Annotated in this window: 13 protein-coding genes; 11 read left to right on the plus strand and 2 right to left on the minus strand. The window is 65.3% G+C overall.

Annotated elements, in window-relative coordinates:
• Together cysT and NFW30_RS14965 are read right to left on the minus strand one after the other, a co-directional pair.
• On the minus strand, positions 1–637 hold a 637-nt coding region (gene cysT / locus NFW30_RS14960; protein WP_295355989.1), incomplete at its 3' end, for a sulfate ABC transporter permease subunit CysT.
• 236 nt (positions 638–873) lie between these two features.
• The gene (locus NFW30_RS14965; RefSeq protein ID WP_295355978.1) at positions 874–1,884 is read right to left on the minus strand and encodes a sulfate ABC transporter substrate-binding protein; all 1,011 of its coding nucleotides are present in this window, start codon (positions 1,882–1,884) and stop codon (positions 874–876) included.
• A 906-nt stretch (positions 1,885–2,790) separates the two neighbouring features.
• Here NFW30_RS14965 and NFW30_RS14970 point away from each other — a divergent pair.
• From NFW30_RS14970 to NFW30_RS15020, 11 genes are all read left to right on the plus strand, one after another.
• On the plus strand, positions 2,791–3,462 hold the full coding sequence (locus NFW30_RS14970; RefSeq protein WP_295355979.1) for a DUF302 domain-containing protein: 672 nt from the start codon (positions 2,791–2,793) through the stop codon (positions 3,460–3,462).
• A gap of 10 nt (positions 3,463–3,472) precedes the next feature.
• A complete protein-coding gene (locus tag NFW30_RS14975) occupies positions 3,473–3,928 on the plus strand; it encodes a thiosulfate oxidation carrier protein SoxY (RefSeq protein ID WP_295355980.1) in 456 nt (151 codons plus the stop codon).
• Between the two features lie 9 nt (positions 3,929–3,937).
• Positions 3,938–4,252 carry a thiosulfate oxidation carrier complex protein SoxZ gene (gene soxZ / locus NFW30_RS14980; RefSeq protein ID WP_295355981.1) on the plus strand — a complete coding sequence of 105 codons (315 nt, stop codon included), beginning with the start codon at positions 3,938–3,940 and terminating at the stop codon, positions 4,250–4,252.
• Between the two features lie 48 nt (positions 4,253–4,300).
• On the plus strand, positions 4,301–4,615 hold the full coding sequence (locus tag NFW30_RS14985) for a c-type cytochrome (RefSeq protein WP_295355982.1): 315 nt from the start codon (positions 4,301–4,303) through the stop codon (positions 4,613–4,615).
• A gap of 11 nt (positions 4,616–4,626) precedes the next feature.
• Positions 4,627–5,934, plus strand: a complete 1,308-nt coding sequence (locus NFW30_RS14990) for an NAD(P)/FAD-dependent oxidoreductase (protein WP_295355983.1) — start codon at positions 4,627–4,629, stop codon at positions 5,932–5,934.
• Between the two features lie 11 nt (positions 5,935–5,945).
• Positions 5,946–6,476 carry an alpha/beta hydrolase gene (locus NFW30_RS14995; RefSeq protein ID WP_295355984.1) on the plus strand — a complete coding sequence of 177 codons (531 nt, stop codon included), beginning with the start codon at positions 5,946–5,948 and terminating at the stop codon, positions 6,474–6,476.
• Positions 6,477–7,436: 960 nt separating this feature from the next.
• Positions 7,437–7,955, plus strand: a complete 519-nt coding sequence (locus NFW30_RS15000) for a rhodanese-like domain-containing protein (protein ID WP_295355985.1) — start codon at positions 7,437–7,439, stop codon at positions 7,953–7,955.
• A 24-nt stretch (positions 7,956–7,979) separates the two neighbouring features.
• Positions 7,980–8,945: a serine O-acetyltransferase EpsC gene (epsC, locus tag NFW30_RS15005; RefSeq protein ID WP_295355986.1), complete on the plus strand. Its 966-nt coding sequence runs from the start codon at positions 7,980–7,982 to the stop codon at positions 8,943–8,945.
• Entirely contained in the window at positions 8,942–9,163 is a 222-nt protein-coding gene (locus NFW30_RS15010) for a helix-turn-helix transcriptional regulator (protein ID WP_295355987.1), read from the plus strand. The genes epsC and NFW30_RS15010 overlap by 4 nt, the downstream gene beginning before the upstream one ends.
• A 152-nt stretch (positions 9,164–9,315) precedes the next feature.
• Positions 9,316–10,242, plus strand: a complete 927-nt coding sequence (locus NFW30_RS15015) for a family 2A encapsulin nanocompartment shell protein (RefSeq protein WP_295355988.1) — start codon at positions 9,316–9,318, stop codon at positions 10,240–10,242.
• Positions 10,223–11,761, plus strand: coding sequence for an aminotransferase class V-fold PLP-dependent enzyme (locus tag NFW30_RS15020; RefSeq protein ID WP_295355990.1), 1,539 nt, complete (start codon positions 10,223–10,225; stop codon positions 11,759–11,761). Before NFW30_RS15015 ends, NFW30_RS15020 begins: the two co-directional genes overlap by 20 nt.
• Positions 11,762–11,782: the final 21 nt, after the last annotated feature.

An 11,782-nucleotide genomic window follows, 5' to 3' on the forward strand; every position in this document is an offset into this window, starting at 1 on the left:
CGTTCGCGGGATGAGCGAGCGCCTCAGCCCTCTGGGAGAGGAAGACGTAACACTCGCCGACGGCACGCGCGAAAGCCATGGCAAAGCCGGTCAGCAGCGCCGGGGCGATGTGCGGCAGGATGATCCGCACGAAAGTCTGCCAGCGCGACGCACCGAGACCGGCTGCGGCCTCCTCGACCTCCTTTTCCAGGTCGGCAAGTACCGGCTGTACGGTCCGCACGACGAACGGCAGGCCGATGAACACCAGTGCCAGCAGCACCCCATTCGGCGTGTACGCGATCTCGATGCCCCACGGCTCGAGCAGCCTGCCGACTGACCCATTCTCGGAATAGATCGTCGCCAGCGCGATGCCGGCGACGGCAGTCGGCAAGGCGAACGGGAGATCGACCAGCGCATCGACCAGACCCTTGCCCGGAAAACGGTAACGCACCAGGACCCAGGCGAAGATCAGGCCGAACACGACGTTGATCGCCGCCGCGAGCAGCGAGGCGCCGAAACTGAGCTGATAGGATGCGACGACTCGTGGACTGCTGGCCGCAGCCCAGAAGGAATCCCACCCCATCGCCAGCGTCTTGGTCGCCACCGCGCTGAGCGGGATGAGGACAATCAGGCTCAGGTAGACGAGGGTGTAACCCATTGCCAGGCCGAACCCGGGCAATGGGCTGAATCGCTTCACGCTCGCCACACGCGCCTCCTGAAGGAAAGATCATGATTCATCGTCAACTCCTGCTGCAGTGCACCATTCGATTTGACGAGTCTAGGCTCGTCGCCCGCGGAAGGGAAATACCGAATCGTGCCAAGCTAATTCACCCTCGCCATAAGGAAGAAGGGGACGCCCGTGGACATCCGCTTCCCGGCGCCACCAGGAATGCTTCAGCGCTTGCCGCCGGGCACGTAGATCTGGTCGAAGATGCCGCCGTCCGAGAAGTGGACCTTCTGCGCGTTGCGCCAGCCGCCGAACACCTTGTCGACGGTGATCAGCCTGGTCCTGACGAACTGCTTCGCGTACCTGGCCGCGACCTGCGCATCGGTCGGGCGGTAGAAGTGCCTGGCGGCCAACTCCTGCCCTTCCGGTGAATACAGGTACTCGAGGTAGGCCTGCGCCACCTGGCGCGTGCCGCGCTTGTCGACCACCCTGTCGATGACCGTCACTGGCGGCTCGGCGAGGATCGACAAGGAAGGCGTCACGATTTCCAGCTTGTCCGCCCCGGCTTCCTTGAGTGACAGGTGCGCTTCATTCTCCCAGGCGAGCAGCACGTCGCCGATGCCACGTTCGACGAAGGTCGTCGTCGAGCCGCGCGCTCCCGAGTCGAGCACCTTCACGTTGCGAAACACCTGACCGACGAACTCCCGGGCCTTGGCTTCGTTGCCCCCCGGCTGCTCGAGTGCGAAGGCCCACGCCGCCAAATAGTTCCAGCGCGCGCCGCCCGAGGTCTTCGGGTTCGGCGTGATGATCGCGACGCCCGGCTTCACCAGGTCGTTCCAGTCCCTGATGCCCTTGGGATTGCCCTTGCGCACCAGAAAGACGATCGTCGAGGTGTAGGGCGACGAGTTGTGTGGCAGACGCTTCTGCCAATCCTTCGGAATCAGCCCCGCGTCGGCGATGGCATCGATGTCGTAGGCCAGCGCCAGCGTCACGACATCGGCCTGCAGTCCTTCGATCACCGCGCGAGCCTGCTTGCCGGAGCCACCATGCGACTGGTCTACGGTGACCTTGTCACCGGCCTTCGCCTTCCAGTGTCGGGCAAATGCGTCGTCGAACTCCTTGTAGAACTCGCGCGTCGGATCGTAGGAAACGTTCAGCAGGTTGACATCGGCCGCGAGCGCGTTGCCGGCCAGCAGGGCACTGACCAGCACGCCGGCCAGAAGATTCTTCAGTTTCATCGGAGTTCCGTTGCAGTGGATGGGGCGCGCATTGTGCGGAGGCCGCGCGCCGCGGCGAACGAATCTTTGCTTATTAGCTTATTCAGCGGGACCCGCAGGCCGTGGCGACGTCCGTTGGGCCGGACTCCGGTCACCCTCGCGCTCCTCGCTGCGGACGACCTGGTAGCCATGGCTCTGCAGGACCCGCAGCGCCTTATCGACCTTCCTGGTCCCCAGCACTGGCGGGGCCGTGTCGCGCGATCGAGGGCTGCGCGCGTCAATGGCAAGTTCGTGGCCGTGCTGTCGCAACCACTCGGTGATCGTTGCCACCCCTTGAGGCCAATTCCTTCGGCGCGCGCGAGGCGCTGACGACCGAGACCAGCAACCTCACCCGGTGTGAAATCCGGGCGATCGAAAATCCGGCTGAGCGCATTCCGCTGCATCGTCGGCAACTGGTGATGGACCGGCACTTCGCCAGCGGACTGGTCACCATTGATCGATCCGACGCTCGTCGTCGGCGGTGCGGCGAGATGCGACATGGTGATCGCTCTCAGCACCCTTGCCGGCACGAACGGCGCGGGAAGGGCGCCGCATCGATCGCGGCGCGGCATGACGAGTGCGCGTGGGCCAACTGACTTCTCATCGTGACGGTTCCATGGGTTTGGCAAGCAGCGATGCATGAAGATTGAACGGGCGGCAGCGCCAGGCAAAGGAAGAATTTCCTCTAAAGATATTCCAGGGCTTCCTCTACGGCGAAGGGGCGCCGATCTGCCCATTGCAAGGTCCCTTCCGACGCGATCGTTATGTGCTTATTGGAAATAAATCGTTGGCGCCATCTGCAGCGAGCGACATCATGCGCGGCGCGCCAGCCAAAGGCGAGTGACCAGGGGAGTAGCCGCAACATGACCGACAACGCGACGAAGTGAGATGGCGATCCTGTTGACAGCCCTTCGTGCAATGAGCTTCGCCCTGGCCGCCGGCGGTGCGCTGGCACAGGTCGGCAGCCCCGTGGTCGGCGGTGCTGCTGCCGTCCTCCCGGAACCTCTGCCGCCGGTCACCGCCGCGCGGCCTGCGGCGCCCAACACGATGATGCCCACGGTCAGCACGGAGGAACGAAGGCGGCTCATGCGGCAGTCGCCCGCGTGGTCGTCGCTGTCGCTGCGCGAACGGATCAACCTGATGACCTACAAGGTTGAGGCGCAGCCGGACCTGAGCTGGGAGGACGTCATCTCGTCGATGAGGCATCGCGCGAACAGGCTCAACCTCAAGTTCGTCGGCGCCCACCTGATCAACAAGGAGATCGAGGCGATCACCGGCAGACCGACACCCAGGGTGGCGATCTACCATTTCTGCGACGCGCTCGTCGCCCGTGATCTGCTCGACTACAGCCTCGAAGCCGCGACTCTGCTGCCCTGCCGCATCGCCGTCGTCGAGGACGCCCGGCAAAGGATATGGCTCGCCATGTTCGACGGTGACATCGGCTGGCTGGATGGACCGGGCGGCCCGGGAGGACTGCCGGAGGGTCTGCACGAGGCGATTTCCGGACTGCGTCGCAGCCTCGAGGAGATCATCCACGCTGGCGCCAGCGGCACCCTGTGAGCGCGCGGGGATGAACGATCGACGCGACTTCCTGCGCCTCGCGGCTGCCGCATCCCTCACGCGCCTGCTCGCCGACGCGGAGCCTGCACTGGCCGGCGAACGCGTGGCGCATGCGTTCGCTGCCGGCAACCCGGAGTCGGTATACGCCGCACTGGGTTTGCCAGCACTCGCGACGAGCACGGCGATCGTCATCCAGGCCCCCGACGTGGCCGAGAATGGCGCCCAGGTGCCCCTGGAGGTGACGGTCAGACTGCCGCGCGTGCAGCGCATTCTGCTGATTGCCGAAGGCAACCGCTTTCCCCTGCTGGCCGACATCAGGCTCGGCGAGCGTAGCAAGCCCTGGCTCGAGGCCAAGGTCAAACTCGCCGAAAGTTCCCGGATCCGCGTCATTGCCGAGGCGGACGGCCGTCTCCTTACCGCCACCCGCGACGTGCGGGTGATCGTCGGCGGCTGCCTGCCCGGCTGAGGAGGAACAATGCAGAACGATGCCATCCGGCTGCGGGCGACCGTCGACGAGCAGGGCGCACTGATCAAGGCGCTGCTCACCCATCCGATGGAGAGTGGCTTCAGGAAGAATGCCAGCGGCGAGAGCGCGACGGCGCACTACATCACCGACATCACGCTGCGCATCAACGACGAGACGGTGCTCACGCTGCTCACCGGCTCCGGAATTGCTGCCAACCCGCTGTTCGGCTGGCGGATTGCCAGCGTCCGCAGCGGCGACAGCGTCACCGTCGTCTGGCGCGACAACCTCGGCAAGACGCAGAGCAAAACCATCAACGCCCAGTGATATCGTGATCAACAAGCCCCGTTCGCCCTTTTAGATCAAGGACTCGCCATGAAGAAAACCGCTCTCGCCATCGTCGGCAGCCTCAGCGCAGTGGCCGCTTTGGCCGGCCCCGGATCCACCGCCACCCCGGCAACCGGCCACACGCCCTATTTCGCGGCCAACTGCGCCAACTGCCATGGCACTGACGGCAAGGCTGCCAGCGCCATTCCACCGCTGGCGGGTCGCGACCGGGCCTATCTGGAGGAAAGCATGAAAGCATTCAAGAACGGTACGCGCCCGGCGACGATCATGCATCAACTCGCCAAGGGCTATACCGATGAAGAGATCGCCATCCTGGCCGAATTTTTTGCCAAGCAGAACTGAGGAGATCCAACATGTCCCGCTTCAATCCTGATCGCCGCCGTCTGCTGCACGCACTCGGTGCATCCACTGCGCTGGCCGCTGCCGCCGGCATCCCCGGCACCAGCCTCGCCGCCGTTACCGGCAAGCGAGGCCGGAAGATCGGCCACGTCGTCGTCATCGGCGCCGGCTTTGGCGGCGCCACCGCCGCCAAGTACCTGCGCAAGTGGAGCGACGGCACGATCGAGGTGACCCTGATCGAGCGCAACAGGCAATTCGTTTCCTGCCCTGCCTCGAACGAAGTCCTCGGCGGCAACCGTGCCTACGAATCGCTCGTCCATGGTTACGATGGTCTCCGGAAGAACTGGGGAATCCGGCTGGTTCACGCGCCGGTCACCGGCATCGACGCCGACAAGCGACGCGTCAGGACCGACGGCGCGGGGGATTTTGGCTACGACCGCCTGGTCCTTGCCCCCGGTTTCGACTTCATCCATGGCGACATTGCCGGCTATGATGCCAAGGCTCAGGAAAGCATCCTGCACGCGTGGAAAGCAGGCCCGCAGACGCTTGCCCTGCGCAAGCAGCTCGAGGACCTGCCCGCGGGTGGCACCTACGTGCTGTCGGTCCCGAAGGCACCGTATCGTTGCCCCCCCGGCCCGTACGAACGTGCCAGCCAGATCGCCTGGTACTTCAAGACGCACAAACCCGGCTCGAAGGTGATCATCCTCGACGCCAACGACAAGGTCATCTCCAAGGAAAAGCTTTTCCTTGGTGTATGGGAAAGCGACTACAAGGACATCATCGAGTACCGGCCCGGCTGGAATGTGGTCGCCGTCGACCCGGTGACCCGGATCGTCAGCAGCGAACTGGGCGACAAGGAGCGAGGCGATGTGCTCAACCTGCTGCCGCCACAGCGCGCCGCCGACATCGCCCGCGTCGCAGGAGTGGTCAACGTCAACGACCGCTGGGCCGACGTGAACTGGATCAGCCTCGAGTCGACGGCCGTCAGGAACATCCACGTCCTCGGCGACGCTCTGCAGGCCGCGCCGCTGATGCCCAAGTCGGCGCACATGGCCAACCAGCATGGCAAGGCGGCGGCGGCAGCGATCGTCGAGATCCTCTCGGGTCGCGAGCCGCAGCCGACCCTGATGGCGAATACCTGCTACTCGCTGATCGACGACAAGCGTGCGATCCACGTCGACTCGGTGCACCGCTATCATCCCGAGAAGAAAGTGCCACTGGTCGTCGACGGCTCTGGCGGCGTATCCAAGGAACCTTCGGTCGAAGAAGGACTGTACACGCGGGCCTGGGCGACGACCATGTGGAAGGACAGCCTGTCCTGAGTGGCAGGTCGATGGCCGCGATCCTCATCGTCCCCGGCCTGCACGACAGCGGGCCGGATCACTGGCAGACGTGGTTCGAGCACACGCTTGGAGATACCCTGCGAGTGAATCAAGCTGACTGGGAACGTCCTTGCCTTGCCGGATGGGCGGGGTGCATCGGCGAGGTCACCGCCGCCCAGAGCGAGGCGGTATGGGTCGTCGCCCACAGCTTTGGTTGCCTCGCGGCCGTCCGTGCCGGCTTCGTCTGTCCGGGCCGCATCCGTGCGGCACTGCTCGTTGCCCCTGCCGACCCCGATCGCTTCGGCCTGGCGACGCTTCTTCCGCAGGAGCGGCTCATGTTTCCCAGCATGATCGTGGCCAGCAACAATGATCCGTGGGTCAAGGCCGGCGTCGCTGAACACTGGGCCCGTGTCTGGGGCAGCAGCTACCGCAACATTGGTAACGCCGGCCACATCAACGTGGACTCGGGACATGGTCCGTGGCCGCAGGGCCTCGCCTTCTTCGAGGGGCTGCGCCGGGAGGTTCTGGCTCTTCAGGAATGAGATTCACGCAGCCAATTCTGGCTGGCGGGGGGATCGACAAACGATCGCGGATATCCGGGGGTGACGATGGTGGAGAGCGGCCGTTGTCCGGTCGGCACAAGCCGAGGCGACAGACAGGGGCCCCTTGAAATCCGGGCGATCAGCGGTGTTCGGAAGGCGGGTTCATCGGAGCCGGTCGTCGGCTGTGCGGTTGACAGCGGGAAGTAGTTCTCGCGAACTGCCCCGTTTCGCTCGCAGCACATCCGAGACCGCCAGGGCTTGGTTGGCCCAGATGCGGGCGACCCGATCGTCGAGGAGTTCGACGACGGCCAGGGCCAGCTCTGGCGTCCAATGGGCACACATCAGGATGCAGAGGGCGGCGAGCACCCCGGAAGGACCTCCGCGAGGCTTGACGCGGCGGCCCGGGCTGCGGATCGGCGTCCTCTGGTCCGCTGCCCTGTCCGTTCGTGTGCTTCGTTGCGCCAATGCGATTCCCCCGGCTGGCGATGATCCCGACGTTGGTGTCGGCCGAGACAAACCGCAGAGATCTGGCGTCGGTGAGCACCAGTCGGCATGGCTGCAAACACGACGATGCTGCACTCACAGCCATGCCCCGGCGCACCCGTCGACTGGACCGACGGCTTGCCGCGTCGGGCTGGCGCCGACCCCTGGCCCGGCCGCAGCCCGGCAATCGTCGTGCCCGATCCATTGGCGGCGCCACGCTTCGGCGGGTCCTGTGGTCGCTATTGACCGGCTTGATGAACGCGGCGATCGATCAGGGCGACGGTGCGCGCAGCATTTGGGGACACCTCCGGCCACTCGAACGACTGGCTCCTTCGTTCCTTGTCCCGGTGGCTCGTGCGTGCCAATCCGATATAAGCAACGCAGATTTTCTTCGTTCGCTGCCCTGCGCCCTGCGACTAGAGTGGCGCCCTCAGGCCGACACCCCCAAGGCCGGTTTTCCGTTTCCAGGAGACTGCGATGCTTGCCATAGCCCAACTCGAGATTACCCCCATCGACACGGGGCATGTCCCGGACGGCAGTCAGCGCGACGCGGAGGTGCGCGGCGTCCTTGCCGCAGCGACCGCTCGTGCCGTACGCGAGAGACTTCCTTACGCCGGCACGGTCACGCCGCACGAGGCCTGGGTGCTGGCTGCTGCCGGCGCCGCCATGCTCATCGACGTGCGCACCGCCGAAGAATACAAGTACGTCGGCCACGTACCCGGCACGCCGCTGGTGCAGTGGCAATCCGGCGCTGCCCTGAACAGGAATCCACGTTTCACCCGTGAACTCGCCGGCAAGGCAGGCAAGGACGACGCCATTCTGCTCATCTGCCGCAGCGGCAAGCGCTCGGCCGCAGCCGCAGAAGCTGCCACACGCGCCGGTTTCACACGCGTGTTCAACGTCCTGGAAGGCTTCGAGGGAGAGATCACTGCCGACGGGCAACGCGGCGCGACCGGTGGCTGGCGCTATCACGGCCTGCCCTGGGTCCAGGATTGACCGGTGCTTGCGAGGAATCCATCAATGAACGCGCCACTTCGTCGCCCGCCCGACGCATCGCCGTCGGTACTCTGGAAGCTCGACGAGATCGTCCGCGATCTGCGCCTTGCGCGCGAGCAGTGGCGCGTGGCACAGCAGCGCACGCTCGAGTCGGGCGGCCGCGAGTTTCCCTCCCGTGAGGCCCTGCGCGAGATCGTCGACAGGCTGTGCGGCGCACTCTTCCCCATGCGCCTCGGCCCGCCCGACCTGCAACAGGGCCCCAGTGAGGACTTCTACGTCGGCCATACGCTCGATATCGCCTTGCGCAGCCTCCTGGACCAGGTCCGGCTGGAGCTCACGCACGCTTCTCGCCACGACCCGCTGACTGGCCCGGCGTCCATCGAGAATGATGCCGTCGCCATCGTCCGGCAGTTTGCGGCGGCCCTGCCGGGCATCCGCGTCGTGCTCGACAGCGACGTCGAGGCCGCCTATCGCGGTGATCCGGCCGCGCGCAGCGTCGACGAGATCGTGCTCTGCTATCCCGGAACACTGGCCATCATCCATCACCGCCTGGCGCACAGGCTCTACCGGCTGGGTGTACCCTTGTTGGCGCGCATCGTCTCCGAACTCGCGCACTCCGCCACCGGTATCGACATTCACCCCGGCGCGCGCATCGGCAAGAGCTTCTTCATTGACCACGGAACCGGCGTCGTCATTGGGGAAACGGCCGTCATCGGCGAGCGGGTCCGCCTCTACCAGGCGGTCACCCTCGGTGCCAAGCGGTTCAACGTCGATGCCGACGGCTCCCTGGAAAAGGGAGCGCCGCGCCATCCGATCGTCGAGGATGATGTCGTGATCTACGCTGGGGCGACCATACTTGGGCGCGTCACCATCGGCCGCGGATCGTCGATCGGCGGCAACGTCTGGCTGACGCACAGCATACCGCCGGGGAGTTTCCTGACGCAGGCCATATCGACGAATGAGGTGCTCGAAGGCGGTGGCGGGATATGAACAATCTCAGCGATCGCTTTCCGTGGGTCGTCCGGCAACTGCGGCACGAGCGCGGCTGGTCCCAAGAGCGACTGGCGGAAAGGGCCAACCTCAACCGCTCGTATGTCGGCGAGATCGAGCGCGGACTTGCCAGCCCTTCCCTGGCAACCGCCGGCAAGCTGGCACGAGCGCTCGAGGTCGACCTGTCGGCCCTGGTCGCCCGTTGCGAACATGAATAGCGCGTCTCCCGAAGTCACCGGCCACCACTCTGATGGTGGCTGCAGCATGTTGAGTGGCCCGCTTCAGCGAGAGTAGGGTTCGCCCTTGCGCAAATAGTCATTTGCTTATTCGTCTTTCTTCTACCCATCGTCACCATTGCAAGGAGTACCCCATGGCAGATAGTCCTCACCAAGCCGCCCTGAGCGATGTCGCCGCACGGCAACTGGCCAATGCCACCAAGACCGTCGCGCAACTCGCGACCATTTCCCCGCGGTGGCTGACGCACCTGCTGCCGTGGCTGCCCGTGGAAGCCGGCATCTATCGCCTCAACCAGGTCAAGAACCCGCGCGACGTGCTGGTCGCCTGTGCCAAGCGCGACGAGTCCGAACTGCCGCAGACCTTCGTCGACTACGAGGAAAAGCCGCGCGAGTACTTCCTCAGTGCCGTCACCACCGTCCTTGATGTCCACACGCGCATTTCCGACCTGTACAGCAGCCCGCACGACCAGATCAAGGAGCAACTGCGACTGACCATCGAGACGATCAAGGAGAGGCAGGAAAACGAGTTGATCAACAACGACGACTACGGCCTGTTGGCCAACGTCGCCGACAGCCAGCGCATCACGACTCTCTCCGGCGCGCCGACGCCGGATGACCTCGACGACTTGCTGACCAAGGTCTGGAAGGAACCTGCATTCTTCCTCACCCACCCGCTGGCGATCGCCGCCTTCGGCCGCGAGTGCACCCGCCGCGGCGTTCCGCCGCCGACCGTCTCTCTTTTCGGTTCCCAGTTCCTGACCTGGCGTGGCATTCCGCTGATCCCTTCGGACAAGGTGCCGATCGCAGAGGGAAAGACCAAGGTCCTGCTGCTGCGTGTCGGCGACAAGCGCCAAGGGGTCGTCGGCCTCTACCAGCCGGGCCTGCCGGGCGAACAGAGCCCCGGGCTGTCGGTGCGCTTCATGGGCATTGACCGGAATGCCATCGCCTCCTACCTGATTTCGCTCTATTGCTCGCTGGCTGTCCATACGGAAGACGCCCTGGCCGTGCTCGATGACGTGGAGATCGACAAATACCATGAATATGCTCACACCTACCGCTGATTCGCTGCCCGACGCACTGCCCTTCAGCGTCGCGGCGATTCCGGGCCTGCCGGACGAGAGCGCACTCGCACGCTTGGCCGGGGAGTTGTTCCGGGCACTTCCGGGACGCGAGGCTCCGTCTTCGCCATCGGCACCAGCGGTCAGCGGCTTGGCCATCGGTGAGCCCGGGCCAGCGTTGCAGTCGCTTGCTGCGCCAGCGATCGGCCAGCCGGCGGTCGACGCAGTGCCGGTTCCTCCGGAGTTCGGGGTGCCCGAAGCCTATGCCGCCGCGTTGCCGATGACTGCCCCGATCAGCGCCCCCGCGGGTGTCCCGGGATCGCCGTACTACTTCCTCGGCGAAGCAGCGGCGCTTTCGTCTGCTCACCAGGCACCGACAGCAGTCGCTGACAATCACGTCGTTGCGCATCCCTTCAAACTGCCGGGAGAGGCCGCCCTGCGCCGCGTGCTCGATGAACTCGCCGGCGAACGCTCGCCGCCGCCGGCAGCGCCGCCAGTTCCCGGCCACGGCGGCTACTACTTCATCGACCAGCCGGCGTCGGTTCCACGGGCCGATGCGGCCCGCTTCCCGGCGTTCGACGTGCAGGCCGTACGCCGCGACTTCCCCATTCTCGCCGAGCGCGTCAATGGCAAGCCACTGGTCTGGTTCGACAATGCGGCGACGACGCAGAAGCCGCAGGCGGTCATCGATCGACTGGTGCAGTTCTACCAGCACGAGAACTCCAACATTCACCGTGCCGCCCACGAACTCGCGGCACGTTCCACCGACGCCTACGAAGCTGCCCGCAGCAAGGTGGCGCACTTCCTTGGCGCGAGTTCCGCCGAGGAGATCATCTTCGTTCGCGGTGCCACCGAAGCGATCAACCTGGTCGCCAAGACCTGGGGCAGGCAGAACATCGGCGAAGGCGACGAGATCGTCGTTTCGCTGCTCGAACACCACGCCAACATCGTTCCCTGGCAACAACTGGCGAAGGAAAGCGGCGCCCACATCCGGGTCATCCCGGTCGATGACAAGGGCCAGATCCTGCTCCAGGAATATCAGCGACTGCTCAACGACCGCACGAAACTGGTAGCCATCAGCCAGGTCTCCAATGCCCTGGGCACCGTGACCCCGGTGAAGGAGATCGTTGAGCTGGCCCACCGGGCGGGTGCCAGGGTGCTGGTGGACGGCGCCCAGTCCGTGTCGCACATGCGCGTCGACGTGCAGGCGATCGATGCCGATTTCTTCGTCTTCTCCGGTCACAAGGTCTTCGCGCCGACCGGCATCGGCGTGGTTTACGGCAAGCGCGACATCCTCGAAGACACGCCTCCCTGGCAAGGTGGCGGCAACATGATTGCCGACGTCACCTTCGAACGCACGCTCTACCAGGGGGTGCCGGCGCGCTTCGAGGCCGGCACCGGCAACATTGCCGACGCCGTTGGCCTCGGCGCCGCGATCGACTATGTGGCGCGGATCGGTATCGAGAACATCGCGCGCTACGAGCACGACCTGCTGTTACGTCTTCCTCTCCCAGAGGGCTGAGGCGCTCGCTCATCCCGCGAA

The organism is Accumulibacter sp. (assembly GCF_023806635.1).
Taxonomy (GTDB): Bacteria; Pseudomonadota; Gammaproteobacteria; order Burkholderiales; family Rhodocyclaceae; genus Accumulibacter.

What these genes read in the sequence shown, in the direction of transcription:
- NFW30_RS14985 (WP_295355982.1), top strand. Translation starts at nt 4,301, where the DNA reads ATGAAGAAAACCGCTCTCGCCATCGTCGGCAGCCTCAGCGCAGTGGCC.
- NFW30_RS15020 (WP_295355990.1), top strand. Translation starts at nt 10,223, where the DNA reads ATGCTCACACCTACCGCTGATTCGCTGCCCGACGCACTGCCCTTCAGC.
- NFW30_RS14965 (WP_295355978.1), bottom strand. Translation starts at nt 1,884, where the DNA reads ATGAAACTGAAGAATCTTCTGGCCGGCGTGCTGGTCAGTGCCCTGCTG.
- soxZ (WP_295355981.1), top strand. Translation starts at nt 3,938, where the DNA reads ATGCAGAACGATGCCATCCGGCTGCGGGCGACCGTCGACGAGCAGGGC.
- epsC (WP_295355986.1), top strand. Translation starts at nt 7,980, where the DNA reads ATGAACGCGCCACTTCGTCGCCCGCCCGACGCATCGCCGTCGGTACTC.
- NFW30_RS15015 (WP_295355988.1), top strand. Translation starts at nt 9,316, where the DNA reads ATGGCAGATAGTCCTCACCAAGCCGCCCTGAGCGATGTCGCCGCACGG.
- NFW30_RS14975 (WP_295355980.1), top strand. Translation starts at nt 3,473, where the DNA reads ATGAACGATCGACGCGACTTCCTGCGCCTCGCGGCTGCCGCATCCCTC.
- NFW30_RS14990 (WP_295355983.1), top strand. Translation starts at nt 4,627, where the DNA reads ATGTCCCGCTTCAATCCTGATCGCCGCCGTCTGCTGCACGCACTCGGT.
- NFW30_RS15000 (WP_295355985.1), top strand. Translation starts at nt 7,437, where the DNA reads ATGCTTGCCATAGCCCAACTCGAGATTACCCCCATCGACACGGGGCAT.
- NFW30_RS15010 (WP_295355987.1), top strand. Translation starts at nt 8,942, where the DNA reads ATGAACAATCTCAGCGATCGCTTTCCGTGGGTCGTCCGGCAACTGCGG.
- NFW30_RS14995 (WP_295355984.1), top strand. Translation starts at nt 5,946, where the DNA reads ATGGCCGCGATCCTCATCGTCCCCGGCCTGCACGACAGCGGGCCGGAT.
- NFW30_RS14970 (WP_295355979.1), top strand. Translation starts at nt 2,791, where the DNA reads ATGGCGATCCTGTTGACAGCCCTTCGTGCAATGAGCTTCGCCCTGGCC.